Here is a 25,533-nt window from a genome sequence, read left to right as displayed (position 1 = left end):
CCGCGTACAGCGTCCGGCGCCTAGGCGAGCTCCGGAACCCGCGCCGCCGCCTCCTCCACCTCCCGCACCGCCCCGGCGGTCCCCCCAGCCGGGTGACCGTGGTCTCGGCATGCCCGCCTATGCCCAGGACGAGCCGCCCCGTCCCGGTCGCCGGAGGCGCCGCGAGGACGACGGCCCGCATCCGGACGAGCGGCCGACAGACATCCTCCCCGCGATCCAGGAAGCGCCGATGGCCCGGCGCCCGGGCGCGGCCCCTCGTCCTGCCCAAGGCAGCGAGGAGGAGTACGACGAGATCTTCGGCGACGACACGTACGACGACTATGACGAGTACGACGACTACGAGGATTACGACGACGAGCAGGATTTCGAGGACGAAGATCGCGCCGAGCCGGAGCGCATCGAGGACGAGCGGCCGGAGCGCCAGGGACCGCCGCCCAAGAAGCGCAAGAAGAAGCGCGCGCTGGGCTGGGTCGCCGCGCTGACCGTGCTCGTGCTGCTCGCCGGTGGCGCCTACTACGGCTTCACCGAGATCTTCGGCTACGAAGACTACGAAGGCACCGGCGAGAGCGACGTCCTCGTGCAGGTGGAGAAGGGCGACTCGACGTCCGCCATCGGCAACCGGCTCCAGGCCGCCGGAGTGGTCGCCAGCGGCAAGGCGTTCGTGAAGGCGGGCGAGGACAACACCGCCGTCTCGCGGCTCCAGCAGGGCTACTACGTCATGAAGACGAAGATGTCCGGCGCCAGCGCGGTCGAGAAGATGACCGCGGCCGCGTCCAAGGTCGGGCAGGTCGAGATCCGGCCGTACACCCAGTTCGACGACATCACCCAGCCCGACGGCAAGGTGACGCCGGGCGTGTACTCGCTGCTGTCCAAGGCTTCCTGCGCCGACCTGAACGGCACGAGCACCTGCGTCCCGGTCGAGGAACTGCGCAAGACGGTCGAAACGGGGGACCTCGCGAAGATGGGGATCCCGTCGTGGGCCGTCGAGCCCGCCACCAAGGCGGAGCGCAAGGACCGGCGGCTCGAAGGACTGATCGCTCCGGGCATCTTCAACGTCAAACCCGGCTGGACGGCCGAGGAACTGCTCACCGACGTCGTGAAGGCCTCGGCGGAGCGCATCCTCAACGCCGGGCTGAGCGACCAGTCCAAGGGCGAGGGCAAGACGCCGTACGAGACGCTCATCATCGCGTCGATCATCGAACGCGAGGCGGTGAAGGCCGACTTCGGGAAGATCTCGCGGGTCATCTACAACCGGCTCGACGAGAAGATGCGGCTCGAGATGGACTCGACGGTCAACTACATCCTCGACCGGCCGACCCTGCTGACCAAACCCGAGGAACGGGAAAAAGCGGGCGCTTACAACACTTACAAGTCCGTCGGCCTGACCCCGACACCGATCTCGGTGCCGAGCGCGGAGGCGATCCAAGCCGCGCTGAAACCGACCGCGGGAGAGTGGATCTTCTTCGTCAAGTGCGAGAAGAACGGCCTTTCCTGCTTCGCGGTGACGAACGACGAGCACAACAAGAACAGGCTGGACGCACAGAGGCGTGGTGTCTACTAACCGCAAGGCCGCGATCCTCGGGAAACCGGTCGAACACTCCCTTTCGCCGGTGCTGCACGGCGCCGCCTTCCGCGCGCTGGGGCTCGACGGCTGGACCTACGAACGCGTCGAGATGGACGGAGACGGCTTGCCCGCCTTCGTCCGCGGCCTCGGCCCGGAGTGGACCGGGCTGTCGGTGACCATGCCCGGCAAACGGGCCGCGCTGGACCACGCCGACGAGGTCACCCCGCGTGCGGCGGCGGTCGGCGCGGCGAACACGCTGGTGCGGCGGGAAACCGGTTGGCTGGCCGACTGCACCGACGTCGACGGCGTCACCGAGGCCCTGCGGATCGCCGGCGGCTACTCGCCCGGTCCGGACGACGCGGCCGTCGTCCTCGGGGCGGGCGGTACGGCCGCCGCGGCCGTCGTCGGACTGGCCTCGCTCGGTGTACGGACGGTCCGGCTCGTCGTGCGGGACCCGGCACGGGCGACGGAGACGGTCGAGGCGGCTTCTCGGGCCGGGCTCGACGTCGAGGTCCTGCGCTGGACGGACGCCGACTTCGGGAAGCTCGCGGCCGACTCGGCGGTGCTGGTGAACACCGTGCCCCCGGACGCCGTCCGGCCCCATCTCGCGGACCTGGCCGGTATCGGCTGCGTCCTCGACGTCATCTACCACCCCTGGCCGACCGCGCTCGCCGAAGCCGTCGCCGACCGGGGTGGGCGGCTGGCCACCGGACTGGACATGTTGCTGCACCAGGCGTTCGGGCAGTCCGAGTACTTCACCGGCCAGCCCGCTCCGCGCGCCGAAATGCGCGACGCGTTGCGTGAAGCGACCGGCGGATTTCTTTCTTTGCCGATTCTTTGAGCGGAAACGCCTGACAAGATCGTCCGGGTTCGATAATCTGGCCGACTGCCTCGAGAGGGGCGTCGCGGCTCTTCGGTGACCCACCGCGCGCGCCTCTGGCCGAACGGCCCCGCTATCGCGGCGGCAGGGCGCCCTGAATGGGGAATGGGACGTCTGATTCCTGCTCGCGCCCTGGCGACGGGATCGCGGTCGCGCGCAGACTCGCGAGGTGTGCTGAGGAAGGAACAAGGGGTCAATGCCCAAACCCGATCGAGACGACTACACCGAAGAAGACATCGACAACGCGTGGGTCGATCAGGCTCCGGTACTGAATTCCACCGTCACCCTGGCCGAATACGACCCGGAGTGGCCCGGACTGTTCGACCGGGAAGCCAAGCGCATCAGGGGGATCCTGGGGGAACGCGCGCTGATCCTGGAGCATGTCGGCTCCACGTCGGTGCCCGGACTCTGCGCGAAACCGATCATCGACATCATGCTCATCGTCGCGGATTCGAACGACGAGGACGCCTACGTGCCGCAGTTGGAGGCGGAGGGCTACCGGCTCGTCATCCGTGAGCCGGAGTGGGAGAAGCACCGCAGCTTCAAAGGCCCGGACACCAACATCAATCTGCACGTCTACTCGCCGGACAACGGCCAGACCGAACGCTACCGGCTCTTCCGCGACCGGCTGATCGCCCACGAAGACGAGCTGAAGCTCTACGAGGCCAAGAAACGCGAACTGGCCGCGCGCACCTGGAAGTACATCCAGCACTACGCCGACGCCAAAACCGAGGTGATCGACGAGATCATCGAACGGGCGCGTGCCGCCCAATACGACGGTTTCGCCCGGCACTACGCCGCGCACGCCGAAACCAGCAGCACCAACGCCCACTACGACCGCCCGGCCATCGTCGAACTGGCCGGCGACGTCGCGGGCAAGCGGGTGCTCGACGTCGGCAGCGCCGCGGGACACCTCAGCGCACTCCTGGCGGCGAAGGGCGCGGACGTCCTCGGCGTCGACGCCAGCGCGGGCATGGTCGCCATCGCGCGGGAGAAGTTCGGGGACGTCGCGACGTTCGAGATCGCGGACGTGTCGCAGCCGCTGACGTTCCTGGAGGACGGCTCCATCGACGTCATCGCGGCGTCGCTGGTGCTGCACTACCTGAAGGAATGGGGGCCGACGCTGGCCGAGTTCCGGCGGGTGCTGAAACCGGGCGGGCTGCTGGTGTTCTCCGTGCACCACCCCGGCGAGGACTGGCGCTGGTTCGAGAAGGACAACTACTTCAAGCTCGAACTGCTCGACGACGAGTTCCCGCCGGGCCAGAAGGTCCAGTTCTACCGGCGGCCCCTGAGCTGGACTTTCGGCGCGGTGCGCGACGCCGGGTTCGCCGTCGACAGGCTGGTGGAGCCGATGCCGGACGAGTCGATCGAGGAAACCGACCCGCGCTGGTACGCGAACCTGCGGACGAAGCCGCGGTTCCTGTACTTCCGGACCGTCCGGGAGTCCCGCCCCTGACGCATTTAGTCCTCTGGTTGCGGCCGGCCCCCAGTCCGTGAAGGCCTCCTTGCCTACCCTCAAAGTAGGCAAGGAGGCCTTCACGGGCGGCCGGCTGAACGCGGAGAGGTCTCAGGCGTCGTCGCGTTTGGAGAGGTCCCGGATCAGCGAGACGATCTCCCGGCTCACCGGCCGCAGCACCCGCAGGCGCGACAGTCCCACCAGCCGCGCGATCAGCGGCACGGTCCGTTCCACGAGTACGCGGCTCCGCTTCTGTCCCTTCGACCGGTCGTGGACCCAGAACAGCACGACGCCCATCTGGTAAAGCCACAGCAGGTCGGGGAGGTCGTCGCGCAGGTCCGGGTCGAGTTTCGCGTCGGAGTCGGCGATGACGTCGCGCATCAGTCCGATCGAGGCGTCCCGCGCGGGCGTCGATTCGTCGCTGAAGGGGCTCAGCGGGGAGTCCGGGTCGGCGGCGTTGACGAAGAACTGGGTGCCGAAGCGGTGGTACGGCTCGGCGACGTCGAGCCAGGTGAGCAGGACGGTCTTGAGCCGTGCGCTGAAGTCCCGCTCACCTTCGATCACCTGGCGCGACGTGGCGAGGTGCACCTTGGCGATCTCGTCGTAGAACCCTTGGATCAGCTGGTCTTTCGAGGCGAAGTAGTAGTACGCGTTCCCGACCGACACTCCGGCTTCGGCGGCGATGGCCCGCATGGTCGTGCGGTCGTAGCCGTTCTCGGCGAACAATCGCATCGCGGTCGCCACGATCAGCGACCTGGTTTCCTCACTCTTCGCCACTGCTGCACGTTATCCGGTCAGGGCGCCGGGTGCGGAGCGGGCGCCGGGTAGCCGGGGTAGGGCGGCGGCATCTGCGCGGGCCGCGGGGTGGCGTGGTTCAGGTGTTTGCGGCGGATGCCGTTGAACACCAGCACGTTCCCGACGTGCATCACCCCGAGCACGAGCGCCACGGTGCCGACCTTCACCGACAGCATCTCGAAGACGTCGCGTGCGTCGAGGACGGTTTCGCTGCTGGTCAGGAACAGGGTCACGAAACCCAGGCTGACCAGGTAGAAGCCGACGACGAGCAGTTGGTTGACCGAGTGCGCCAGCGCCTGCTTGTCCTGGAAGACGTCCTCCAGGAACGTCTTCCCGTGCCTGCTCAGCGTGCGGGCGACCAGGACGGTCAGCGGGACGGTGATGGCCAGGTAGAGGGCGTAGGCCACGACGACGGGTTGCATGGGGACCTCCGAGGTTTTGAACGTGTTCAAGAAGGACGGTAGCCCAGATTTTGAACGCGTTCAAGAGACGCTGTTCACCTGAAGCTCACCCGGGAGGACATGCGGCTGCGTAAGGTCGCACCAGATCTGGGAGGTAAGACCGTGAAACGCATCGCCGCCGTGCTCACCGTGCTCGTGTCGGGAGCCCTGCTGGCCGCCACTCCGGCGGACGCCACCGTCGGGCAGAACGTCCGCTTCGCGACGTACAACGCTTCGCTGAACCGTGGGGCCGCGGGTCAGCTCGTGACCGACCTGTCGCAGCCGGGCAACGCCCAGGCGAACGAGGTCGCCGAGGTGATCCAGCGCAACCGGCCGGACGTGCTGCTGATCAACGAGTTCGACTACGTGCCGGAGAACCGCGCCGCGAACCTGTTCCGCGAGAACTACCTGAAGCGCGGCCAGAACGGCGCCGCGCCGATCGACTACCCGTACGCCTTCACCGCGCCGTCGAACACCGGCGTCGCGACCGGTTTCGACCTCGACCGCAACGGCCAGGTCGGCGGCGGCAACGACGCGCACGGCTTCGGCCTCTTCGAGGGCCAGTACGGCATGCTCGTGCTCTCGAAGTACCCGATCGACACCAAGAGCGTGCGCACCTTCCAGAAGTTCCTCTGGAAGGACATGCCCGGCGCGCTCCTCCCGGACGACCCGGCCACCCCGGCGCCGGACGACTGGTACTCGCCGCAGGCGCTCGACGTGCTCCGGCTCTCGTCGAAGTCGCATTGGGACGTCCCGGTCCGCGTCGGCCGGTCCACCGTGCACTTCCTGACCGCGCATCCGACGCCGCCCACCTTCGACGGCCCCGAGGACCGCAACGGCACGCGCAACAACGACGAGATCCGCTTCTGGGCGGACTACGTGACCCCGGGCAAGGGCCGCTATATCTACGACGACCGCGGCCGCCGCGGCGGGCTGGGCGCGCACGAGAAGTTCGTCATCGCCGGCGACCACAACTCCGACCCGCTCGACGGCGACAGCGTCCCTGGCGCGATCTCACGCCTGCTGAACACGCCTCGCGTCATCGAGACCCGCCCGGGCAGCGAAGGCGGCGTACGGGCGGCTCAGGCCCAGGGCGGCGCCAACATCGGGCAGAAGGGCGACCCGTTCTTCGACACCGGCGACTTCAACGACAACGCGCCGGGCAACCTGCGGATCGACTACGTCCTGCCCTCGAAGGGGCTCTTCCCGTGGCGCGCCGAGGTCTTCTGGCCGCTGCCCGATTCACCGTTGGCGCGGCTCAACGACGCTTCGGACCATCACCTGGTGCGGGTCGACGTGTTCGTGCCGCGCTGGTAGCGCTCAGACCGAAACCGGCGGATTGCAGTGGGCGCCGATCCGCGCCTTGCCCGAGCCGGTGAGCGCGGCCAGGCCGGTGCCCCGGCCGGTCGCGGCCATCAGCAGGTCGGCGAGCGGGCCCCGGACCTCGTCGGGCCCCTCGCCGCCGGTCCAGTCGGCGTCGGTGGCGATCATCTTCACGCCCTTGCAGCGTTTGCGGGCGCCCCAGAACGGACTGGCGAGGATGTGCTCCAGCGACGCGATCGCCGGCCCTTCGGGCATGGGCCGGGTGAGCCCGAGCGGGCGGACGATGTCCTGGCCGTGGATGAGGACGTCGGCGAGCGGGTCGATCGGTTTGGCGCCGGGGGAGCGGTGATCCGACCCCGCGTCCTCCCGGATCTGGGCGACGAGTTCGGCGGGTTCGAACCGGGCGGCGTGGTCGATGGCCTGGTCGGCGGTCATCCGGTCCCAGTTCCCCTTCGCCTTGATGGCGCCGAGGATGGTGTCCTTGAGGCCAGTCCGGGGTGAGAGTGCCAGGTGAGCGGCCATTTCATGGACTGTCCACTTCGGACATAAAGTGTCGGCCGACCAGTCCTTTTCGGCGAGTCCTTCGAGGAGATCGGCCACGCTCAGCCGCTCCGCCTCGGTCCAGGCCAGCACCTTGCGCTCGTCCACATCCATGCCCGTGTCCTCTTCCTCAAGCCCGTCTGAGTGCTTCGACCGCCGCTTCGGAGGTCTCGATGACGATCGTGTGGTAGCTCTCGATCCGTGAAACGATCGCCTCGCGCGGACCCTCCAGCCAGGCCTCGCTGCCATAGAACTCGCGTTCCTGGCGCTCGTGCTCTTGCAGCGAATCGAACGCGCGGATCAGATAGGCCTCTTCTCGACCGTCTTCGGCGACCAAGGAACGACCGTAATCGATGACGCGCAGTCCCGCAGTTTCCAGGAGGGGGATGGAATCGTCACGCAGGACGCGGAGGAAATCCTCACTCGTCCCGGGCTTCAGCCGGTATGTCCGGAATTCGAGGATCACAACGGCCTCCCTGGGCACGGTTCGGGGCCCGACCCTAGCCTGGGCGACATGAAGATCGCGATTCTCGACGACTACCAGAACGTCGCCCTCGGGTACGGGGACTGGGCCTCCCTCGACGCCGAGATCGAGGTGTTCACGAAGCCGTTCGTGGACGCCGCCGACGTGGTGGCGCGCCTGCGGGGCTTCGACGTCCTGGTCGCGATGCGTGAACGCACCCGTTTCCCCGCCGAGGTCCTCGACCGGCTTCCCGCGCTCGAACTGCTGGTCAGCACCGGCAAGCGCAACGCCGCGATCGACGTCGCCGCCGCCCGGCGCAACGGCGTGGTCGTCTCCGCCACCGGGTACATCGGCGCGCCCGCGGCCGAGCACACCTGGGCGCTGATCCTCGCCGCCGCCCGGAACCTGCCCACGGAGTTCCGGAACATGACCGACGGCGGCTGGCAGACCACCGTCGGCACGATCCTGCACGGCAAGACCCTCGGGCTGCTCGGGCTCGGCAGGCTCGGCGCCGGCGCGGCCAGGATCGGTCAGGCGTTCGGCATGGAGACCATCGCCTGGAGCCAGAACCTGACCCAGGAGAAGGCGGACCCCCACGGCGTGACGGCGGTGTCGAAAGAGGAACTGTTCGCCCGCTCGGACGTGCTGTCGGTGCATCTCGTGCTCAGCGACCGCAGCCGCGGGCTGGTCGGCGCACCCGAGATCGCCGCGATGAAGCCGACGGCGATGCTCGTCAACACCTCGCGCGGTCCGATCGTGGACGAGGCCGCGCTGGTCGACGCCTTGCGCCGCAGGGAGATCGCGGTCGCGGCCCTCGATGTCTTCGACGTCGAGCCGCTGCCGTCGGAGCACCCGCTGCGGACGCTGGACAACGTCGTACTGACCCCGCACATCGGCTACGTCACCCGCGAGGCCTACGAGATCTTCTACCGCGACGCCGTCGAGGACATCGCGGCCTTCCGCGCGGGTTCGCCGCTGCGTGTCATGGAGTGAGGCCGCGCAGTTCGGCGAGGACGGCGTCGGTGTAGGGCGGCCACACCTCGGCCGCCCACGGGCCGAACGCGCGGTCGGTGAGCGCGACGCAGGCGGCGCCGGCGTCCGGATCGACCCACAGGAACGTGCCGGACTGCCCGAAGTGGCCGAAGGTCCGCGGCGAACTGGACGAACCCGTCCAGTGTGGACTCTTGTGGTCGCGGATCTCGAAACCGAGGCCCCAGTCGTTCGGCTTCTGGTGGCCGAATCCGGGCAGGACACCGGAAAGTCCCGGGAAGACGATGGACGTCGCCTCGCGTACGGTCTCGGCGGCGATGAGCTTCGGGGCCTGCAGTTCGGCGGCGAACGCGACCAGGTCGTCCACAGTGGACTCGGCGCCCGCGGCGGGTGAGCCGGCCAGCTTGGTCGCCTTCATACCCAGCGGCTGGAAAAGCGCCTCCGCCTGGTAGTCGGCGAAGGGGATGCCGGAATGCTCGGTGAGCGCGTCGGCGAGCTGTTCGAATCCGGCGTTGGAGTACAAACGCCGGTTGCCGGGCGCGGCCATCGACTTGTGCTCGTTGAAGGCCAGGCCCGAGGTGTGCGAGAGCAGATGCCGGATCGTGGAGCCCTCCGGCCCGGCGGGGGTGTCGAGTTCGACGACGCCCTCTTCGATGGCGATCAGCGCGGCGTAGGCCGTCAACGGCTTCGTCACCGACGCCAGTTTGTACACCTTCGTCGTGTCGCCGTGCGTGCCCACCACGTCACCGGCGGCGGTCACCACGGCCGTGGCGGCGGTGTCCACCGGCCACTGTTCGATCTCGCGCACGCTCTCCATGACCGACACCCTACGAAGCCCGGGCCGGTCGGGGCGGCCCGGGCTTCGCAGTGGGGTGGGATCAGGCGTCGAGGTCGGTCGCCACCAGCTCGGCGATGGCGTCGACGGCCGCCTCGGCGCCGTCACCCTCGGCACTGATGATGACCTCGTCGCCGAAACCGGCGGCGAGCGTCATCAGGTTCAGCACACTGCCGGCCGCGACCGGGTCGCCGTCCACCTTGGCGATGCTCACCGCGACGGGCTGCGCCGCGGCCGCCTTGGCGACCAGTGCGGCGGGCCTGGCGTGCAGCCCCACCTTGCTGGCCACGGTGACTCGTTTCTCCGGCATGTTCTTTCCCTTTCGTGCCTTCGGTTTTCTTGGAACTGAAACTACTTGACGGGCTTGGCCGCGGTGGCTTCGAGATCGGCCTCGATCGAGTCGTCCTCACGGCCGGGGGTCCGCAGGTTCCACTTGGTGATCACGAAACGGAAGATCACGTAGTAGACGACCGCGTAGGCGAGGCCGATCGGGATCAGCAGCCAGACGTTGCTGCTCGCCGCCGGGTGGCTGAAGTTGAGCCCGAAGTCGATCGCACCGGCGGAGAACCCGAAGCCGAGGTGGATGTCGAGCGCGTTCACCAGAGCCAGCGACGTACCGGTCAGGACCGCGTGGATCAGGTAGAGCGGCCACGCGACGTACATGAACGAGAACTCGATCGGCTCGGTGACACCGGTCAGGAACGAGGTCAGCGCACCGGCGATCATCACACCGCCGACGATCTTCTTCTGGCTGGGCTTCGCGGTCTGCCAGATCGCCAGCGCCGCGGCGGGGATGGCGAACATGAAGATCGGGAAGAACCCGGTCATGAAGGTGCCGCGGGTCGGGTCGCCCTTGAAGAACTCGGTCAGGTCGCCACCGTCGAAGATGAACCACACCGGCACGTTCAGCAGCTGGTGCAGACCGACCGGGATCAGCAGCCGGTTCAGGAAGCCGTAGATACCGCCACCGACCACTGGGGAGCCGGTGACCGCCTCACCGGCGGCCTGGATGCCGTCGTTGACCCAGTGGAAGACCAGGCCCAGCGGCACCGCGAGGACCAGCAGCACCAGGGCGGTGATGATCGGCACGAACCGGCGGCCACCGAAGAAGGCCAGGTACGGCGGCAGCTTGATGCGGTAGAACTTCTGCCACAGCAGCGCGGTGACGAGGCCGACGATCACACCGGCCAGGACGCTGTACGGCCACTTGATCGGGTTGAGCATCAGGCCGGCGGGCTTTTCGGGGTTCCAGCCGGGAAGCTCTTCGAACGGCGCGAAGACGCGAAGAACGCTCGTGAAGACGAAGAAGCCGACTACGGCGGCGAGGCCCGTGGCACCGTCGCTCTTCCGGGCGAACCCGACCGCGATACCCACCGCGAACAGGAGCGGCAGCCAGTTGAACAGCGAGTCCCCAGCGGCACCGATGGCCGCGGCGACCTTGTCCCAGCCGAGGCCGTCCGCGCCGAGCAGGTCGGGCTGACCGAGCCTCGACAGGAGAGCGGCGGCGGGCAGGGCGGCGATGGGGAGCATGAGGCTGCGGCCGAAGCGCTGAAGGCCGGCAAGTCCCTTGCCCTTGCCTTTGCTCTTCGCCCCCTCGGCGGTGGTGGAGCTCATCGAGTACCTCCGTAGTGAGGATGGTGACCGGAATCCGGGGTGTTCCGGTCCAGCTGCATGGTGACCTGGTAGTGATCGCCCCGGTACCAGGAAGTCATGTCTTCGATCGGTTCCCCGTTGACGCTGGAGACCCGGCGGAAGACAAGAAGCGGAGTGCCGGCGCGCATGCCGAGCAGGCGTGCCGTTTCGCGGTCCGCGGATTCGGCCCAGACCGTCTGCCAGGCGTGGTCCGGGCGGAGGTCGTACGACTGGGCGAGTTGGACGTACAACGATCGGGTGAGATCGAGATCGAGCAGACCGGGCATCCGGCCCGCGTGATACCACCCGCGTTCGACCGCCAGTGGCACGCCGTCGGCACGGCGAAGCCGTACCAGCCGGTGCGCCGGGGTCCCGGCGGTCAGGCCGAGGGCGTGCGCCGAGGGAGCGGGCGGGACCTCGGTGGCGGTCTTGACGACCTCCGTGGTCGGGGTCATCCCGCGACGGCGCATGTCCTCGGTGAAGGACATCAGGTAGAGCTGCAATTCCATCCGCCTGGCGGCGGTGAACGTCCCTTTGCCGCGCACGCGCGACAAAAGCCCTTCTTCGACCAGCTTGCCGATCGCCGACCGGACCGTGAGCCTCGACACCTGATAGGTCTCGGCGAGGTCACGTTCCGAGGGGATGGGTGAGCCGGGGGGTAGCTCACGCTCCACCGTGCGGCGCAGAATCTCCCGCAGCTGGGCGTGCTTGGGCGTCGGTCCGTTGATCACACGGTCGGACGGCGGCAGCTGCGCGGAAGCGCTCATGACGGTCACCGTCCTTTCGGGCCGGTCGGTTGGGTAACCCGTACTCGCATCTGGTCCGGAAGATTGGTACGTTCCGGTCTAGACCAATGATCCGATGGGGCAGGATGCTCCGTCGCACGAGCAGGTGTCAACCACCGTTACGCGTTCGTGGCCAGGGATCGGGTGCGAGTCGGCGAACGGCGTAGTACAGCTGGTTCGCATGTGGGAAACCGACAGGGAACAGGGAGACCGCGATGGCGGATGACAGGCCGGAAAAGATCCTCGCGGCGCTCGGCGGCGCCGAGAACGTCATCGAGGTGGAGGGGTGCATCACGCGGCTTCGCTGTGAGCTCGAAGACATGAGCCTGCTCGACGAGGCGGCGCTGAAGGCCGCCGGCGCGATGGGCGTCGTGCGCATGGGCGCCGGTGTGCAGGTGATCGTGGGGCCGGAGGCCGACACGATCGCCAGCGACATCGAGGACCTGATGTGAGCCTCGAAATCCTGAGCCCGGTAAGCGGTAAAACGACCGCTATGACCGAAGTGCCCGACCCGGTCTTCGCCGAGTCGATGGTCGGCCCCGGCCTCGCGGTCCTGCCCTCGGGCGGGCGCCAGGACGCCGTCGCGCCGGTCGACGGGACGGTCGTCACCCTGCACCCGCACGCCTTCGTGGTGGCCACCGAGGACGGCCGCGCGGTGCTGGTGCACCTCGGGATCGACACGGTCAAGCAGAAGGGCGAGGGGTTCACCCTCCACGTCGTCAAGGGCGAGGCCGTCCGCTCCGGTCAGCCGATCGTCGGCTGGGACCCGGACGCCGTCGCGGCCGCCGGCTACTCGCCGATCGTGCCCGTCGTTGCGCTGGACGCGAAGGCCGACGTGCTTTCGGGACTGCTCACCGGTGGCGACGTCGAAGCGGGCGACCCGATCTTCACTTGGGACAACTGAAAAGCATCACGCGAACGTCATGAAGGGTCCCGATCGGACACTGTCCGATCGGGACCCTTCATGACGTTGCTCAGGCGGTGACGACCTGGCCGTTGGTGACCTTGACCGCGATCGACGGCAGCGGCTGATCCGCCGGCCCCTTTTTGACCGCGCCGGTCGCCGCGTCGAAGATCGAGTTGTGGCAAGGACATTTGAGCTCGGCGCCGTCCGGGACGACGGCGCAGCCCTGGTGCGTGCAGATCGCGCTGAACGCGGCCGCGGTGCCGTCGGCGGTCCTGGTGACGATGACGTCCTTGCCGTCGGCGGTCTTGGCGGCCTTCGCCTTACCGACCTCGATGTCGGACAGCGCCGTGAGGGTCTCGCCCGGCGCCGCGGCCGGGGGAGCGGCGGCCGAGCCGGTGGACGGGGTGTCGCTTCCGCAGGCCGAGAGGGCCACGGCACCGACGGCCGCGCCGGCGACGGCGGCCCCGGTGGTCAGGACGGTGCGGCGGGAATGCAGTTCGGCAGTCATGCCCATACACACGGTCCACGCCCCCATCCGGTTCAATTTCGCCGACCATCGGGTGTCGAATTGAACCGAGCGGCCCTCTTTTCCGTGTTCAAAGGCATAGGGGAACCGAACACGCGGAAAGAGATACGGACATGATCCGGTGGTTGTTGCGGGCGGTGGTGGCGGCGGGCCTGCTCGGCTCGGCGTGGGTGCATTACGTCGTATGGCAGGACTGGGCGTCGGAAACGGAAGTGGTCGGTCCACTCTTCCTGGTGAACGTGGTGGCGGGTGTGGTCATCGCGATCGCCGTCCTGGTCTGGCACCACTGGCTGCCCGTCCTGGCGGCGATCGGCTTCGGCGTGGCCACGCTGGCCGCGTACGTGCTCTCGCTGACGACAGGCTTCTTCGGCGTCACGGAGCAGTTCACGACCCAGGCCGAAACGTGGGGGCTGATCACCGAAGCGGCTTGTGTGGTCTTCGGCATCCCGCTGCTCTTCAACCGCGAAGGCACGGATCGGTGAAGGAGTTCGCGGAGGACCGGCTGATGCGGGCTTTGCACGATGAGCACGCCGCGGCGCTCTGGTCCTACGCACTGCACCTGACCAGCGGAGACCGGGTCCGGGCCGAGGACGTCGTCCAGGAGACGCTGCTGCGGGCCTGGCGCAACGCCAAGGTGCTCGACCAGACCGAGGGTTCGGCGCGGGGCTGGCTGTTCACCGTGGCGAGACGGATCGCCATCGACGACTGGCGCGCCGCCGAGGCGCATCCGGAGGTGGTGACCGGCCAGCCGCCCGAAACGGCGGTCACGGACGGCACCGAACGCGCGGTTCAGGGCTGGCTCGTCGCCGAAGCCCTCGGTGAGCTTTCGCCGAGGCATCGGGACGTCCTCGTCCTGTGTTATTTCCAGGGTTACTCCGTCGCCGACGCTGCGAAGCGGCTGGGTGTGGCCGAAGGGACGATCAAGTCGCGGACGCATTACGCGTTGCGGGCGTTGCGGCTGGTATTGGAGGAAAGAGGGGTGACTCAATGACCGACCCCTTCGCCACCTACGACGCGGCCTACGTGCTCGGGGCGTTGTCCCCGGAAGACCGGTTCGCCTACGAGAAACACCTTCGCGGGTGCGACCAGTGCGCGGCTTCCGTCCGCGATCTGGCCGGCATCCCCGGTCTGCTCGCGCAGGCGGGCGCCCCCGCGCTGCTGGAGGAGGAACCGGCGCCTTCGCCGGAACTGCTGCCGACCGTGCTCAAACGGGTCCGCCGGGGAAGGCGGATCCAACGGGCGATCACCACCACCGCTGCCGGGGTGGCCGTCGCGGCCAGCGTCTCGCTCGCGGTCGTCCTGACCGGGCCGATCGCGGCGGGCGGCAACCCGATGACGCTGCTCGGCGACTACCCGGTGACCGCCGAGGTCGCCATGTCCGCCACCGATTCCGGCACCAAGGTCGATATGACCTGCAGCTACGGCGGCAACCGGACCGGCGACTACATCCTGGTCGCCGTCGACGCCGACGGCGGCACCAGCGAACTCGCGTCCTGGCGCGCGATGCCCAAGGACACCGCGCACATCGTGGTCGGCACCGCGATGCGCACCGGCGACATCAAGGCGCTGGAGATCCGCACGCCCTCGGGTCTCCCGCTGCTGCGGATGAACCCCTGATCCCGGTGTCATGACAGGGCTTCGGCGCCGGGAACGAGGTGGATTGGCGCCGGTGCGAAAAAGTTTCGGGGAAGTGTTCCGAGTCCGTGAAGGCCTCCTTGAGGGACCCAGAGTCCCTCAAGGAGGCCTTCACGGACCACGGTCCCACCCTGCCCGACCAGCCGTAAGTGCGTGAAAGTCCCTGTCACGAAAAGAAATCCTTGCCTCACGGAGTGCGACAGGGTCACTCTTGATCTTGTGTTCACATCGATCGCCTTCGCGGTGGCGGGCGCCGGATCGGCGCTCGCCACCCGCTCCTGCCTGCGCCGGGCGGGGGCGCCGGTGACGGCGTGGGCGACGGCACTCACGGCCGCGCTCATGGTCGCGGTCTGCCTTCGCCACGAAGCGGGGGCCTGGCCGACGTGGTGGCTCGCGGTCCCGGCCCTGCTGACGGTCTTCGCGGTCCCGCTCGCGCTGGCGGACCTCAAGTACCGCCGCCTGCCCGACATCCTGACCTTGCCCGCGTATCCGGTCCTCGCCGCGGCGCTGGTGATCGCCGCGTACGGGGGAGGGGCCGACATCGCCTGGCGGGCCCTGCTGGGCGCCGTCGTGTTCGGCGGCGCGCACGCGCTCGTCCACGCGTTGTCGCCGCGTTCGCTCGGCGCCGGCGACGTGAAGCTCGCCGGGAGTCTCGGCGCGGTCCTCGCCGCGATGGGCTGGCCGTCGGTGGTGCTCGGCGCCGTCGCCGCCGCGCTGCTGAGTGTGGCGCTCGCGGTGGGCGGGCCCCGGCATCCCACGGTGCCGCACGGACCCGGTCTCCTGGTCGCGGCGTGGGTGCTCGCCGTCTTCCCCGGACCTGGTCCGGGATAGCCCGGCCTGTCCCGGGACGGAAGGGGGGTTGTGACAGGATCTGTCAGGTGTTGCGCTGGATAACCGCAGGGGAATCGCACGGACCCGCCCTCGCCGCCATCCTGGAAGGGATGCCCGCCGGGGTCGAGGTCACGACCGCCGAAGTGGGCGAGCAGCTCGCGCGCCGGAGGCTCGGCTTCGGCCGCAGCCCCCGGATGGGCTTCGAGACCGACCACATCGAGTTCACCGGCGGTGTCCGGCACGGGCTCACGCAGGGTGGCCCCGTCGCGGTCCAGATCGAGAACGCCGAGTGGCCCAAGTGGGAGAAGGTCATGTCGGCCGATCCCGTGCCCGCCGAGGAGCTGGAAGGCCTGGCGCGCAACGAGCCGCTGACGCGTCCCCGGCCCGGCCACGCGGACCTGCCCGGCATGCAGAAGTACGGCTTCCCGGAGGCCCGGCCGGTCCTGGAGCGCGCGAGCGCCCGCGAGACCGCGTCCCGGACGGCGCTCGGCACGGTCGCCCGCGCGTACCTCAAGCAGCTGCTCGGGGTCGAGATCCTCAGCCACGTCGTGTCCATCGGCGGTGCTTCGGCGCCGGAGGGCCCGCTGCCCGTGGCGTCGGACCTGCCCGCCATCGACGAGAGCCCGGTCCGCGCCTTCGGCCAGGAGGGGACCGACGCGATGGTCGCCGAGGTCGACGCCGTGCGGAAGGCGGGTGACACCGTCGGCGGTGTCATCGAGGTGATCGCCTACGGGCTCCCGCCGGGCCTCGGCTCGCACGTGCACTGGGACCGCAGGCTCGACGCCCGCCTCGCCGGTGCGCTCATGGGCGTCCAGGCGATGAAGGGCGTGGAGGTCGGCGACGGCTTCACCACGGCCACGCGCTGGGGCAGCCAGGCCCACGACGAGATCGACCGCGGCACCGGCCCGGTCGGGGTGACCCGCCGGTCCAACCGCGCCGGCGGCCTCGAAGGCGGCATCACCAACGGCGAGCCGCTGCGGGTGCGCGTCGCCATGAAGCCGATTTCGACCGTCCCCAAAGCACTGTCCACTGTGGATGTCACCACCGGCGAGCCGGCGGTGGCCATCCACCAGCGTTCCGACGTCTGCGCGGTACCCCGTGCCGGTGTCGTGCTGGAGTCGGTGGTCGCGCTGGTCCTCGCCGACGCCGCGCTGGAAAAGTTCGGCGGCGACTCGCTGATCGAGGGCAAGCGCAACGCCGAGGCCTACCTGAAGGCGCTCGAGGAGCGCTGGTGAGTCCTCGCGCGGTGATCATCGGGCCGCCGGGCTCGGGTAAGAGCACGGTCGGCCCGGCGCTCGCCGCCCGGCTCGGCCTCGCCTTCCGCGACAGCGACGAGGACATCGTCGCCCGAGCGGGCAAGCCCATCACCGACATCTTCGCGGAGGAGGGCGAACCCGCCTTCCGCGCGCTGGAAGAGGAGATGGTCGAGAAGGCGCTGGCCGAACACGACGGCGTCCTCTCCCTGGGCGGCGGAGCGCCGATCACCCCGGGTACCCGGGAGCGGCTGGCCGGGCACACGGTGGTCTTCCTCAACGTCGGGATGGCCGCCGGGGTCCAGCGCGCCGGGCTGTCCACCGCCCGCCCGCTGCTGGCCGGGGTCAACCCCCGCGCCACCTACAAGGCACTCCTCGACGCACGGCTGCCGGTGTACCGCGAGGTGGCCATGATCGAGATCGAAACCGACCGGCTGACGCCCGACGAGGTCGTCGAGGCCGTCGTCATCGGACTGACCGAGATCAGCAAGGAACGAGCATGAAGCGCAGCATCGCCGGCGTTCTCCTCGCCGTCACGACTCTGACCCTGACCGCCTGCAGCGAAGAGAAGCTGCCCGCGGGCTCGGACGTGATCCAGACCAGCGCCGCGTCGACCGGCTCGCCCGCCGCTTCGGCCTCGGCCGCGCCCGACATGGATGCCGCCGCCGACGTCCAGGTCATGAAATGCGACAGCAACAGCTACACCCCGAAGGTCACCATCGAGGTCACGAACAGCACGAGCGAGGACGCGCGCTACGCCGTCACCATCGCGATCAAGGACGCCACGGGCAAGGCCTCCGGTGAAGCGCTGTTCGCCAAGAACCGGATGACGCCGGGCCAGAAGGTGACCGAAGAGATCCCGGGGGACACCCCGGTCAAGGGCAAGATCTCCTGCGAGGTCGCCAGGGCCAAGCGGCTTCCGCCGAAGTGAGGGACACGATGACCGAGCCGGTTCGCATCACCGTCAACACCGCCAAGCCGTACGACGTCGTCATCGGACGGGGGCTCCTCGGAGAGCTCACCGAGCAGCTCGCCGACGCCTCGAAGGTCGCGCTGATCCACCCGCCGACGCTGACGACCACCGCCGAGGCCATCCGCGACGAGCTGGCCGAGGCCGGCATCGACGCGCACCGGGTCGAGATCCCGGACGCCGAGGACGGCAAGGCGCTCACCGTCGCCAGCTTCTGCTGGGAGGTCCTCGGCCGGATCGGTCTCGACCGCCAAGGTGTGGTCGTAGGCCTCGGCGGCGGCGCCGTGACCGACCTGGCCGGGTTCGTCGCCGCGACCTGGATGCGCGGCGTCCGGCTGGTCAACGTGCCGACCACGCTGCTGGGCATGGTCGACGCCTCGGTCGGCGGGAAGACCGGAATCAACACCGAAGCGGGCAAGAACCTGGTCGGCGTGTTCCACGAGCCGAGCGCGGTCCTGGTCGACCTCGCGACGCTGGAAACGTTGCCGCCCAACGAACTCGTCGCCGGGATGGCGGAGGTCGTCAAGACCGGGTTCATCGCCGACCCGCGCATCCTCGAACTCATCGAGGGGGATTCCGCCGCCGCGCTGGACACAGGTGGAGAGATCCTCGGCGAGCTGGTCCGCCGCTCGATCCAGGTGAAGGCCGACGTCGTCGCCGCGGATCTGCGCGAGTCGAACCTGCGCGAGATCCTCAACTACGGCCACACCCTCGGCCACGCCATCGAACGCCGCGAAAAGTACCGGTGGCGCCATGGTGCCGCGGTCAGCGTCGGGCTGGTGTTCGCCGCCGAGCTCGCGCGCCTGGCTGGCCGTCTCGACGACGCCACCGCCGAGCGTCACGTCGCCGTCCTCAAGCGGCTGGGCCTGCCGACCACCTACGACCCGGACGCGCTCCCGCACCTGCTGGAGACGATGAAGGGCGACAAGAAGACCCGCTCGGGCGTGCTGCGGTTCGTCGTCCTCGACGGGCTCGCCAAACCCGGCAGGTTGGAGGGGCCCGACCCGTCGCTGCTCGCGGCGGCGTACTCGGTGGTGGCCGGCGACGCCCCCAAGCCCGGCGGGAGCGTGCTGCTGTGAAGGTGCTCGTCCTCAACGGCCCCAACCTCGGCAGGCTCGGCCTGCGGGAGCCGGGGATCTACGGTTCGACCACGCACGCCGACCTGGTCTCGGCCTGCGTCGACACCGGTAAGGAACTCGGGATCGACGTCGAGGTCCGCCAGACCGACCACGAGGGCGAGATGGTCGGCTGGCTGCACGAGGCCGCCGACGCGGGCTGGCCGGTGGTGCTCAACGCGGGCGCCTGGACGCACTACTCGATCGCGGTCCGCGACGCCGCCGCGCAGCTCAAGGCGCCGCTGATCGAACTGCACATCTCCAACGTGCACAAACGGGAGCAGTTCCGGCACCACAGCGTGCTGTCGGACATCGCCACCGCGGTCGTCGCCGGGCTCGGGGTCGACGGGTACCCGCTCGCCCTGCGCTGGATGGCCGCGAACGCGGCATGAACAACCCGCCCGAGATCAAGACCGCCCGGCTGAGGCTGCGCGCGCTCACCGAGGCCGACACCGAAGCGATCGTCGAACTGTTCTCCGACCCGGCGATGAGTTCGCATTTCGCGGTTCCGCTCACCGAGCCGGACCGCGTCCGCGAGATGGTCGGCCGCCGCCTGTCCTACCGTGGGCCCGCCGGTATGGGGCACTGGGTGATCGAGCGCGACGGCGACGTCATCGGTCTCGCGCATCTGCGGCCGTCGGAAGAGTTGCCCGGCGACGTGCCGGAGATCGGCTATTACCTCGCGCGCGAGCACGGCGGACAAGGATTGGCGACCGAGGCCGCGAGCGCGCTGCTGGAGCACGGGCTCGCCGGGCTGGGGCTCTCCTCGGTGTGGGCGCTGGTCGGTGAGTCCAATGTGGCCAGTTTGAACCTGGTGCGGCGCTTGGGTTTTCTCGACGTCGGCAGCGGCGAGCATTACGGCAGCGGACCGCATCGCGTACTCGTCGCGCTGCCGTCGAAGCACGGTCTGGCGCACCACATCGAACTGTGGGTGCCGGATCTCTCGCGTGCCGAGGAGAGCTGGGGCTGGCTGCTCGGCGAACTCGGCTGGCGGGAATTCCAGCGCTGGCCCGCCGGGGTCAGCTGGAAACTGGGCGCGACGTACCTCGTCGTCGAACGTTCCCCCGCGCTCAGCAAGGAAGAGCACGAGCGGACCGCGCCGGGCTTGAACCATCTCGCTCTGCACGTCGATACCCGCGATCGGGTGAACGAATTGGCTTCGAAAGCCGTCGAACATGGCTGGTCGCCGATGTTCGCGGACAAGTATCCGTATGCGGGCGGTGATCACCACTACGCCGCCTACCTCGAAAACGCCGATGGCTTCGAAGTGGAATTGGTCGCCCTACCGGGGAGTGACGTCACCCAGCCGGGTTAAGTCTCGCTACACTCGGCCATCATGCGCCTTTTTCGTGGGGGTCGGCGACCCGCCCGTGTCGTGGTGGCCGTCCTCGCGGTCGGCGCGGTCCTGGCGGCCTGCAGCGACGGCCTCGCCCAGCCCCAGGCCGACGGCAAGGGCGGCGGGATAGGCGGAGCCCAGCAGGCGCCGAAAGAGGCGCCGCGGCCGATGGACGTCGAACTCGCGTCGAGCGATCCCCGGCAGAGCGGCGGCGTGATCGGCGCGGGGGACCAGGACTCGGTCTACAACTACGGCCCGACGGTGATGCGGGACGGCGGCAGGCTCCGGATGTGGTGGTGCAGCCAATACGGCAGCGCGCCGCCCGCCGGCGACGACATCCTCTACGCGCAGTCGCCCTCGCTCGACGGTCCCTTCACCGGCCCGTCCGGTGGCGGCCCGGCTGCGGTGTTCTCCGGCGCGCCCGGCGGTTTCGACGGGATGCACACCTGCGACCCGTCGGTGATCAAGGTCGGCGCGACCTACTACATGTATTACACGGGCGCGGCGGGTGACCACGCGCTCGGCAACTCGATCGGGCTCGCCACCAGCCCCGACGGCCTCGAATGGACGCGAGCCAACGGCGGGCAGCCGATCGTCGGGCCCGCCCACGACGTCCACCGCGCCAACGTCTACGGCGCGGGCCAGCCCTCGGCGGTGTACCTCGACGGCTGGTTCTACCTGATCTTCACCGACACCACGGCGAAGGCGGCCGGCTGGAACGGCGCCGGGCAGTTCCTGCTCCGCGCCAAGGACGCGGCCTTCACCCAGGGCGTGGAAACGCTGGGGGAGCAGGGCTTCGTGGCCAAGCCCAGCACGATCTCGCCGCGCACGCGCTCGCTGGTCGACGGGTTCAGCACCGATCTGATGTGGGTCGGCGCGCTCGACGCCTTCGTGATCGCGCACGAGACCGATACGGGCACCACGCTCACCTTCTGGACCAAGGACTTCACCGCGCAGCCGTATCGGTCGCTGATCATCCCGGGCGCCTGGAAGGAAGGCCCCGGCCTGGTCCGGCGGCCCGACGGGCACGCGCCGCTCTCCTCCGGGGACGTCTGCGACCGGGTCCCGTTCGACGTCGTCCGCGCCACGATCGTCGGCGGCGCGGGGGCGCCGACCGACCTCAAACATTTCGGGCTGGACGTCCGCGGCTCGCGGGCCTGCGACGGCGACGCCCGGACGCGGACCGCGTTCGAAGGCGTCGCGATGCCGTCGCCGCAGCGGACGATCGACCTGGTGGCCGAGGGCAAACTGGTGCGGGTGGACCGGCGCTCGGTGGCGGCGGCGCTCGCGGGCGAGATACTGGACCGGCCGCTCAAGGTCATCGAGAAGCTCCCGCAGGCCGCGCGTCTGAGCGCCGGCGCGAAGATGGTGCGCGCACCCGGACGCGGGGTCGGCGTGGTGCTCGACGGCAAGCTGTTCGCCGTCCCCGACGCCGGGACGGCCGCGCTGAACGATTCGACCGTCGAAGAGATCAGCGATCAGGCCTGGGACGGCTTCCCGGCCGGCTTCTCGCTCGCGGGCTGAGGTTCCTCTTCGTCGTCGTCCTCGGTTCTGGTGATGCGGCCGCCGACGAACAGGCCGAGCCCGGCCGGGATGAGCACCAGCAGGGCGGAGAACGCGGCGCCGCCGGTGAGCGCGCCCGCGAGTTCGGAGGCGCCGGTCTGGTCGACGAACACCGCACGGCCGATCACGTACAGCACGCCCGAGACCGGGCCGGCGATCAGCGCCGCGATGAACCAGTTCCGGCCGCGTTCGGGTTTGTCCTGCCAGGCGTCCACCGCGCCCCAGCCCGCCGCCGCGCCCACCAGGATCGCGAGCGCGAGGGAGGTGACGAGGGTCTTGTCGGTGGGGTTGAAGACCTCGTACTTGGCGAGCACGGTGACGGCCACGCCGTGCAGCAGCGCCATCACGAGTCCACGAGTCAGCCACGGTGCCATGGGGGGAGTTTAACTCGCCAGTAGCGACTCTCACGCCGGGTCGGCCAGCGTCCTTCCCGCCAAGTCCGTGAAGGCCTCCTTCACTACCTTGCGGGTAGGCAAGGAGGCCTTCACGCGACGACGCTGTGACTTGTGGGGCTGCTGTGACTGCTGTGGTGCCAACGCGGTCCGTGAAGGCCTCCTTGAGGGACCCAGAGTCCCTCAAGGAGGCCTTCACGGACCACCGGGCACGACGGGACCGAGGAAAGGGACCGGCGGACGGTCTCCTCTAAAGCGCGTCAGCGCGACGAGGAGACTTCACCGTCAGCGCGCGACATAATCAACCCCGTGCGTGAATACTTCTCTCGCCGCCGCGCGGCGCTGCGTTCCCTGCTGGCCGATTCCGGGGTGGACGCGCTGCTGGTCACGGACCTGCTCAACATCAGGTACCTGACCGGCTTCACCGGGTCCAACGCCGCTCTCCTCGTCCACGGGGGCGGCGACGACAAGACGATCTTCTGTACCGACGGCCGCTACACGGTCCAGTCGGCGACCGAGGTGCCCGACCTCGAACGGGTGCTGGACCGCGCGAGCGCGGCCAAACTCGCCGACCTGGCGGCCGAAAAAGACTTCGGCAAGACCGGCTTCGAGAGCCAGCACGTCAGCGTCGAGCAGCACGAGGACCTGAAGGTGCGGTTCGACCGTGTCCAGCTGGTCCGTACGCCCGGCCTCGTGGAGCAGTTGAGGCTGGTCAAGGACGAGCAGGAGATCGAGGCACTGCGTCAGGCCTGCGCGGCCGCGGACAGGGCGCTGGAGGACCTGCTGTCGTCCGGTGGGCTGCGGCCGGGACGGACCGAGCTGGACGTCGCCCGCGACCTCGAGAACCGCATGCTCGGGCACGGGTCGACCGGGCCGTCGTTCGACACGATCGTCGCGGCGGGCGTCAACTCCGCGATCCCGCACCACCGGCCGACCTCGGCCGTGCTCGCGACCGGCGACTTCGTCAAGATCGACTTCGGCGCCACCGTCGACGGCTACCACTCCGACATGACCCGCACCTTCGTCCTCGGCAAGGTCGCGGCCTGGCAGGAGGAGGTCTACGAGCTGGTCCGGCGCGCGCAGGAGGCCGGCTGCGACGCCGTCCTCCCGGGTGCGGAAGTGTCCGAAGTGGACAAGGCGGCGCGCGGGGTGATCGTCGACGCGGGGCGCGGCGAAGAGTTCGGCCACGGCCTCGGCCACGGCGTTGGACTGCAGGTGCACGAGGCGCCCAGCCTCGCTACCACGGGCGTCGGTACACTGTCCGCCGGTATGGCGGTCACCGTCGAGCCTGGTGTGTATCTGCCCGGCCGCGGTGGCGTGCGCATCGAGGACACGCTGGTCGTGCGGGAAGGTACGCCCGAACTCCTCACGCTGAGCACCAAGGAACTCGTGGTCGTCTGACGGCGGCCCGGAAGATCGACACAGGAGACTGCACACTCGTGGCCACCACCAACGACCTGAAGAACGGGCTCGTCCTCAACCTCGACGGCCAGCTGTGGACCGTCACCGCGTTCCAGCACGTCAAGCCGGGCAAGGGCGGCGCGTTCGTCCGCACCACGCTCAAGCACGTGCTGACCGGGAAGGTCGTCGACAAGACCTTCAACGCGGGCACGAAGGTCGATACGGCCACCGTCGACCGCCGCAACATGACCTACCTGTACAAGGACGGCGCGGACTTCGTGTTCATGGACTCGGAGACCTACGACCAGATCACCGTCCTGGCGGAAACCGTCTCCGACAACGCGAACTACCTGCTCGAGAACTTCGAGGTCCAGGTCGCGGTGCACGAGGGCGTCCCGCTGTACATCGAGCTGCCGACCTCGGTCGAGCTGATCGTCCAGCACACCGACCCGGGTCTGCAGGGCGACCGGTCCACCGGTGGCACCAAGCCGGCCACCCTGGAGACCGGCGCCGAGATCCAGGTGCCGCTGTTCCTCACCACCGGCGAGAAGATCAAGGTCGACACCCGTGACGGCCGCTACCTGGGCCGCGTCTCCAACTGATGGCCGACTCAGGTAAATCCGGCAAGTCGCCGAACCGCGGCGGGCCGATCAGCCGTCGCCAGGCGCGCAAGCGTGCCGTCGAGATGATGTACGAGGCGGCCCAGCGCGGCGCCGACGCGGTGACGCTGCTGGCCGACCGCGTCGGTTCGGTCGAGGTCGACCCGATCGGGGACTACACGATCTCGCTGGTCGAAGGGGTCACCGGGCGCCGGACGCAGATCGACGAGCTGCTCTCGGAGCACGCCCAGGGCTGGACGCTGGACCGGATGCCGCCGGTGGATCTCGCGGTGCTGCGGGTCGGCGTCTACGAACTGCTGTGGGCCGAGGACGTGCCGGACCCGGTCGCCATCGACGAGGCCGTCGGGCTGGCGAAGGAGCTGTCGACCGACGACTCGCCGCGGTTCGTGAACGGCGTGCTCGGCCGGATCGGCACCATCGCCGACAGGCTCCGGGCCGTTCTCTAGAAGACGTACTGCGACGGGCCGTGTCCTCTTCCGAGGGCACGGCCCGTTCTCGTGCTCGGTGGTGCCGGTTGGCGTTTCCGGTCCCCCCGGACCGAAAACGTCGCCATCTCTAGTCCTCTTTGGACGGTCGAGCCTCGGGCGGCAGCACACCCCAGTCGATCAGCTGCTCGGTGAGCTCACCCGGGGTCATGTCGTAGATGATCGCCAGCGAACGCAGGTCCTCGGTGCGGATGGAGAGCACCTTGCCGTTGTAGTCGCCGCGCTGGCTCTGGATGGTGGCGGCATAGCGGGCGAGCGGCCCGACCTTCTCCGCCGGGAGCTGCTGGAGCCGCTCCAGGTTGATGACGATCTTCGTGGCGGGCTCGGCGCCTGAGGGCACCCGGCCCTCCGGCAGCAACTCGACCACCGGCACGCCGTAGAAATCGGCCAGCTCGGCGAGCTTCTGCACGGTGACGGCGCGGTCGCCGCGCTCGTACGAACCGACGACGACGGCCTTCCACCGGCCTCCGGACTTCTGCTCGACCCCATGCAGGGACAGGCCCTGCTGCTGGCGGATCCCGCGGAGCTTGGCCCCGAGCGCCTTGGCGTAATCGCCCATCTGGTGGTTCTCCGTTTCCTCACCCCCAACCGGTCGAGGGGACCGGTCCAGGGGACTCTAGAGTCGAATACTCAGAGTAATGGTTACGCATAGTTGTCACCAGGTCAAGCGGGTGCTTTCGAGAGGCGTTCGTCACCTGGGGCGCGCCACCCATAAGACTGAGGTCCCGCTCCTGCTAGTGTCGATCCGATTTCCTCGCCACGCAGGAAGTCGACGTCCTTTAAGGACCCGTCCAGA

Annotated in this window: 31 protein-coding genes and 1 pseudogene; 21 read left to right on the top strand and 11 right to left on the bottom strand. The window is 69.1% G+C overall.

Features of this window, described 5'->3' with window-relative positions; all coding sequences use genetic code 11:
• Positions 1-109: 109 nt before the first annotated feature.
• From mltG to H5J31_RS12790, 3 genes are all read left to right on the top strand, one after another.
• Positions 110-1,561: an endolytic transglycosylase MltG gene (gene mltG / locus H5J31_RS12800; RefSeq protein WP_181772736.1), complete on the top strand. Its 1,452-nt coding sequence runs from the start codon at positions 110-112 to the stop codon at positions 1,559-1,561.
• The gene (locus H5J31_RS12795; protein ID WP_181772735.1) at positions 1,548-2,405 is read left to right on the top strand and encodes a shikimate dehydrogenase; all 858 of its coding nucleotides are present in this window, start codon (positions 1,548-1,550) and stop codon (positions 2,403-2,405) included. Before mltG ends, H5J31_RS12795 begins: the two co-directional genes overlap by 14 nt.
• Positions 2,406-2,640: 235 nt before the next feature.
• A complete protein-coding gene (locus H5J31_RS12790) occupies positions 2,641-3,900 on the top strand; it encodes a GrpB family protein (protein WP_181772734.1) in 1,260 nt (419 codons plus the stop codon).
• 111 nt (positions 3,901-4,011) lie between these two features.
• Here H5J31_RS12790 and H5J31_RS12785 read toward each other — a convergent pair whose 3' ends face one another.
• Positions 4,012-4,677 (bottom strand): TetR/AcrR family transcriptional regulator, encoded by a 666-nt coding sequence (locus tag H5J31_RS12785; RefSeq protein WP_181772733.1) that lies wholly within the window; start codon positions 4,675-4,677, stop codon positions 4,012-4,014.
• Between the two features lie 17 nt (positions 4,678-4,694).
• The gene (locus H5J31_RS12780; protein ID WP_181772732.1) at positions 4,695-5,117 is read right to left on the bottom strand and encodes a hypothetical protein; all 423 of its coding nucleotides are present in this window, start codon (positions 5,115-5,117) and stop codon (positions 4,695-4,697) included.
• Positions 5,118-5,258: 141 nt separating this feature from the next.
• Between H5J31_RS12780 and H5J31_RS12775 the strand changes: the two genes are divergently transcribed.
• Positions 5,259-6,452, top strand: a complete 1,194-nt coding sequence (locus H5J31_RS12775; RefSeq protein WP_181772731.1) for an endonuclease/exonuclease/phosphatase family protein — start codon at positions 5,259-5,261, stop codon at positions 6,450-6,452.
• Positions 6,453-6,455: 3 nt separating this feature from the next.
• Here H5J31_RS12775 and H5J31_RS12770 read toward each other — a convergent pair whose 3' ends face one another.
• Positions 6,456-7,112, bottom strand: a complete 657-nt coding sequence (locus H5J31_RS12770; protein WP_181772730.1) for a maleylpyruvate isomerase family mycothiol-dependent enzyme — start codon at positions 7,110-7,112, stop codon at positions 6,456-6,458.
• A gap of 16 nt (positions 7,113-7,128) precedes the next feature.
• The gene (locus H5J31_RS12765) at positions 7,129-7,464 is read right to left on the bottom strand and encodes an NIPSNAP family protein (protein ID WP_181772729.1); all 336 of its coding nucleotides are present in this window, start codon (positions 7,462-7,464) and stop codon (positions 7,129-7,131) included.
• Between the two features lie 48 nt (positions 7,465-7,512).
• Here H5J31_RS12765 and H5J31_RS12760 point away from each other — a divergent pair, with 48 nt between their 5' ends.
• On the top strand, positions 7,513-8,454 hold the full coding sequence (locus H5J31_RS12760; RefSeq protein WP_181772728.1) for a D-2-hydroxyacid dehydrogenase family protein: 942 nt from the start codon (positions 7,513-7,515) through the stop codon (positions 8,452-8,454).
• Here the strand turns inward: H5J31_RS12760 and H5J31_RS12755 are convergent.
• The 4 genes from H5J31_RS12755 to H5J31_RS12740 form a co-directional block, all read right to left on the bottom strand.
• Positions 8,444-9,268: a serine hydrolase domain-containing protein gene (locus H5J31_RS12755; protein ID WP_181772727.1), complete on the bottom strand. Its 825-nt coding sequence runs from the start codon at positions 9,266-9,268 to the stop codon at positions 8,444-8,446. The two genes, H5J31_RS12760 and H5J31_RS12755, sit on opposite strands and share 11 nt — an antisense overlap.
• Before the next feature lie 61 nt (positions 9,269-9,329).
• Entirely contained in the window at positions 9,330-9,596 is a 267-nt protein-coding gene (locus H5J31_RS12750; protein ID WP_181772726.1) for an HPr family phosphocarrier protein, read from the bottom strand.
• Positions 9,597-9,637: 41 nt separating this feature from the next.
• Complete coding sequence (locus tag H5J31_RS12745) at positions 9,638-10,900, bottom strand: PTS transporter subunit EIIC (RefSeq protein WP_181772725.1); 1,263 nt, start codon at positions 10,898-10,900, stop codon at positions 9,638-9,640.
• A complete protein-coding gene (locus tag H5J31_RS12740; RefSeq protein ID WP_181772724.1) occupies positions 10,897-11,685 on the bottom strand; it encodes a GntR family transcriptional regulator in 789 nt (262 codons plus the stop codon). The genes H5J31_RS12745 and H5J31_RS12740 overlap by 4 nt, the downstream gene beginning before the upstream one ends.
• Positions 11,686-11,909: 224 nt before the next feature.
• Between H5J31_RS12740 and H5J31_RS12735 the strand changes: the two are divergent.
• A pseudogene (locus H5J31_RS12735) lies at positions 11,910-12,155 on the top strand (glucose PTS transporter subunit EIIB); the annotation flags it as partial.
• Positions 12,152-12,607 carry a PTS sugar transporter subunit IIA gene (locus H5J31_RS12730; RefSeq protein WP_181772723.1) on the top strand — a complete coding sequence of 152 codons (456 nt, stop codon included), beginning with the start codon at positions 12,152-12,154 and terminating at the stop codon, positions 12,605-12,607. The pseudogene H5J31_RS12735 and the gene H5J31_RS12730, both read left to right, overlap by 4 nt.
• A 70-nt stretch (positions 12,608-12,677) precedes the next feature.
• Here H5J31_RS12730 and H5J31_RS12725 read toward each other — a convergent pair whose 3' ends face one another.
• Positions 12,678-13,118, bottom strand: coding sequence for a QcrA and Rieske domain-containing protein (locus H5J31_RS12725; RefSeq protein WP_181772722.1), 441 nt, complete (start codon positions 13,116-13,118; stop codon positions 12,678-12,680).
• 131 nt (positions 13,119-13,249) lie between these two features.
• Between H5J31_RS12725 and H5J31_RS12720 the strand changes: the two genes are divergently transcribed.
• The 11 genes from H5J31_RS12720 (at position 13,250) to H5J31_RS12670 (ending at position 21,800) form a co-directional block, all read left to right on the top strand.
• Positions 13,250-13,618, top strand: a complete 369-nt coding sequence (locus H5J31_RS12720; RefSeq protein WP_181772721.1) for a hypothetical protein — start codon at positions 13,250-13,252, stop codon at positions 13,616-13,618.
• Positions 13,615-14,127 carry a sigma-70 family RNA polymerase sigma factor gene (locus H5J31_RS12715; protein WP_181772720.1) on the top strand — a complete coding sequence of 171 codons (513 nt, stop codon included), beginning with the start codon at positions 13,615-13,617 and terminating at the stop codon, positions 14,125-14,127. Before H5J31_RS12720 ends, H5J31_RS12715 begins: the two co-directional genes overlap by 4 nt.
• Entirely contained in the window at positions 14,124-14,753 is a 630-nt protein-coding gene (locus tag H5J31_RS12710; protein ID WP_181772719.1) for an anti-sigma factor family protein, read from the top strand. Before H5J31_RS12715 ends, H5J31_RS12710 begins: the two co-directional genes overlap by 4 nt.
• 237 nt (positions 14,754-14,990) lie before the next feature.
• Positions 14,991-15,602: a prepilin peptidase gene (locus H5J31_RS12705; protein ID WP_181772718.1), complete on the top strand. Its 612-nt coding sequence runs from the start codon at positions 14,991-14,993 to the stop codon at positions 15,600-15,602.
• Positions 15,603-15,649: 47 nt separating this feature from the next.
• Positions 15,650-16,837 carry a chorismate synthase gene (gene aroC / locus H5J31_RS12700; protein WP_181772717.1) on the top strand — a complete coding sequence of 396 codons (1,188 nt, stop codon included), beginning with the start codon at positions 15,650-15,652 and terminating at the stop codon, positions 16,835-16,837.
• On the top strand, positions 16,834-17,358 hold the full coding sequence (locus H5J31_RS12695; protein WP_181772716.1) for a shikimate kinase: 525 nt from the start codon (positions 16,834-16,836) through the stop codon (positions 17,356-17,358). Before aroC ends, H5J31_RS12695 begins: the two co-directional genes overlap by 4 nt.
• Positions 17,355-17,786 carry a hypothetical protein gene (locus H5J31_RS12690; RefSeq protein WP_181772715.1) on the top strand — a complete coding sequence of 144 codons (432 nt, stop codon included), beginning with the start codon at positions 17,355-17,357 and terminating at the stop codon, positions 17,784-17,786. The genes H5J31_RS12695 and H5J31_RS12690 overlap by 4 nt, the downstream gene beginning before the upstream one ends.
• Before the next feature lie 8 nt (positions 17,787-17,794).
• On the top strand, positions 17,795-18,904 hold the full coding sequence (gene aroB / locus H5J31_RS12685) for a 3-dehydroquinate synthase (protein ID WP_181772714.1): 1,110 nt from the start codon (positions 17,795-17,797) through the stop codon (positions 18,902-18,904).
• Entirely contained in the window at positions 18,901-19,332 is a 432-nt protein-coding gene (gene aroQ, locus H5J31_RS12680; protein ID WP_181772713.1) for a type II 3-dehydroquinate dehydratase, read from the top strand. Before aroB ends, aroQ begins: the two co-directional genes overlap by 4 nt.
• Complete coding sequence (locus H5J31_RS12675) at positions 19,329-20,255, top strand: GNAT family N-acetyltransferase (protein ID WP_181772712.1); 927 nt, start codon at positions 19,329-19,331, stop codon at positions 20,253-20,255. Before aroQ ends, H5J31_RS12675 begins: the two co-directional genes overlap by 4 nt.
• 60 nt (positions 20,256-20,315) lie before the next feature.
• Entirely contained in the window at positions 20,316-21,800 is a 1,485-nt protein-coding gene (locus tag H5J31_RS12670; RefSeq protein ID WP_181772747.1) for a glycoside hydrolase family protein, read from the top strand.
• Here H5J31_RS12670 and H5J31_RS12665 read toward each other — a convergent pair.
• Positions 21,755-22,183, bottom strand: coding sequence for a B-4DMT family transporter (locus tag H5J31_RS12665; protein ID WP_236004997.1), 429 nt, complete (start codon positions 22,181-22,183; stop codon positions 21,755-21,757). The two genes, H5J31_RS12670 and H5J31_RS12665, sit on opposite strands and share 46 nt — an antisense overlap.
• Positions 22,184-22,540: 357 nt before the next feature.
• On the opposite strand from H5J31_RS12665, the gene H5J31_RS12660 reads away from it, so the two are divergent.
• Genes H5J31_RS12660 through nusB form a run of 3 tightly spaced genes read left to right on the top strand, consistent with a single transcriptional unit; the run spans position 22,541 to position 24,698 of the window.
• The gene (locus H5J31_RS12660; protein WP_181772710.1) at positions 22,541-23,632 is read left to right on the top strand and encodes a M24 family metallopeptidase; all 1,092 of its coding nucleotides are present in this window, start codon (positions 22,541-22,543) and stop codon (positions 23,630-23,632) included.
• 38 nt (positions 23,633-23,670) lie between these two features.
• On the top strand, positions 23,671-24,234 hold the full coding sequence (gene efp, locus H5J31_RS12655) for an elongation factor P (protein ID WP_181772709.1): 564 nt from the start codon (positions 23,671-23,673) through the stop codon (positions 24,232-24,234).
• Positions 24,234-24,698: a transcription antitermination factor NusB gene (gene nusB / locus H5J31_RS12650; RefSeq protein ID WP_181772708.1), complete on the top strand. Its 465-nt coding sequence runs from the start codon at positions 24,234-24,236 to the stop codon at positions 24,696-24,698. The genes efp and nusB overlap by 1 nt, the downstream gene beginning before the upstream one ends.
• Positions 24,699-24,807: 109 nt before the next feature.
• Here nusB and bldD read toward each other — a convergent pair whose 3' ends face one another.
• A complete protein-coding gene (gene bldD / locus H5J31_RS12645) occupies positions 24,808-25,296 on the bottom strand; it encodes a transcriptional regulator BldD (RefSeq protein ID WP_003096372.1) in 489 nt (162 codons plus the stop codon).
• Positions 25,297-25,533: the final 237 nt, after the last annotated feature.

The sequence above is a fragment of the Amycolatopsis pittospori genome, from assembly GCF_013870525.1.
GTDB lineage: Bacteria > Actinomycetota > Actinomycetes > Mycobacteriales > Pseudonocardiaceae > Amycolatopsis > Amycolatopsis pittospori.
The sequence above is the reverse complement of the archived record's forward strand: the minus strand, read 5'-3'. Positions and strand labels throughout refer to the sequence as shown.

Coding starts and splice junctions, on each gene's coding strand:
- mltG (WP_181772736.1), top strand. CDS start 110: ATGCCCGCCTATGCCCAGGACGAGCCGCCCCGTCCCGGTCGCCGGAGG.
- H5J31_RS12790 (WP_181772734.1), top strand. CDS start 2,641: ATGCCCAAACCCGATCGAGACGACTACACCGAAGAAGACATCGACAAC.
- H5J31_RS12780 (WP_181772732.1), bottom strand. CDS start 5,117: ATGCAACCCGTCGTCGTGGCCTACGCCCTCTACCTGGCCATCACCGTC.
- H5J31_RS12770 (WP_181772730.1), bottom strand. CDS start 7,112: ATGGATGTGGACGAGCGCAAGGTGCTGGCCTGGACCGAGGCGGAGCGG.
- H5J31_RS12760 (WP_181772728.1), top strand. CDS start 7,513: ATGAAGATCGCGATTCTCGACGACTACCAGAACGTCGCCCTCGGGTAC.
- H5J31_RS12755 (WP_181772727.1), bottom strand. CDS start 9,268: ATGGAGAGCGTGCGCGAGATCGAACAGTGGCCGGTGGACACCGCCGCC.
- H5J31_RS12750 (WP_181772726.1), bottom strand. CDS start 9,596: ATGCCGGAGAAACGAGTCACCGTGGCCAGCAAGGTGGGGCTGCACGCC.
- H5J31_RS12745 (WP_181772725.1), bottom strand. CDS start 10,900: ATGAGCTCCACCACCGCCGAGGGGGCGAAGAGCAAAGGCAAGGGCAAG.
- H5J31_RS12740 (WP_181772724.1), bottom strand. CDS start 11,685: ATGAGCGCTTCCGCGCAGCTGCCGCCGTCCGACCGTGTGATCAACGGA.
- H5J31_RS12725 (WP_181772722.1), bottom strand. CDS start 13,118: ATGACTGCCGAACTGCATTCCCGCCGCACCGTCCTGACCACCGGGGCC.
- H5J31_RS12720 (WP_181772721.1), top strand. CDS start 13,250: ATGATCCGGTGGTTGTTGCGGGCGGTGGTGGCGGCGGGCCTGCTCGGC.
- H5J31_RS12710 (WP_181772719.1), top strand. CDS start 14,124: ATGACCGACCCCTTCGCCACCTACGACGCGGCCTACGTGCTCGGGGCG.
- H5J31_RS12690 (WP_181772715.1), top strand. CDS start 17,355: ATGAAGCGCAGCATCGCCGGCGTTCTCCTCGCCGTCACGACTCTGACC.
- aroB (WP_181772714.1), top strand. CDS start 17,795: ATGACCGAGCCGGTTCGCATCACCGTCAACACCGCCAAGCCGTACGAC.
- H5J31_RS12675 (WP_181772712.1), top strand. CDS start 19,329: ATGAACAACCCGCCCGAGATCAAGACCGCCCGGCTGAGGCTGCGCGCG.
- H5J31_RS12665 (WP_236004997.1), bottom strand. CDS start 22,183: ATGGCGCTGCTGCACGGCGTGGCCGTCACCGTGCTCGCCAAGTACGAG.
- nusB (WP_181772708.1), top strand. CDS start 24,234: ATGGCCGACTCAGGTAAATCCGGCAAGTCGCCGAACCGCGGCGGGCCG.
- bldD (WP_003096372.1), bottom strand. CDS start 25,296: ATGGGCGATTACGCCAAGGCGCTCGGGGCCAAGCTCCGCGGGATCCGC.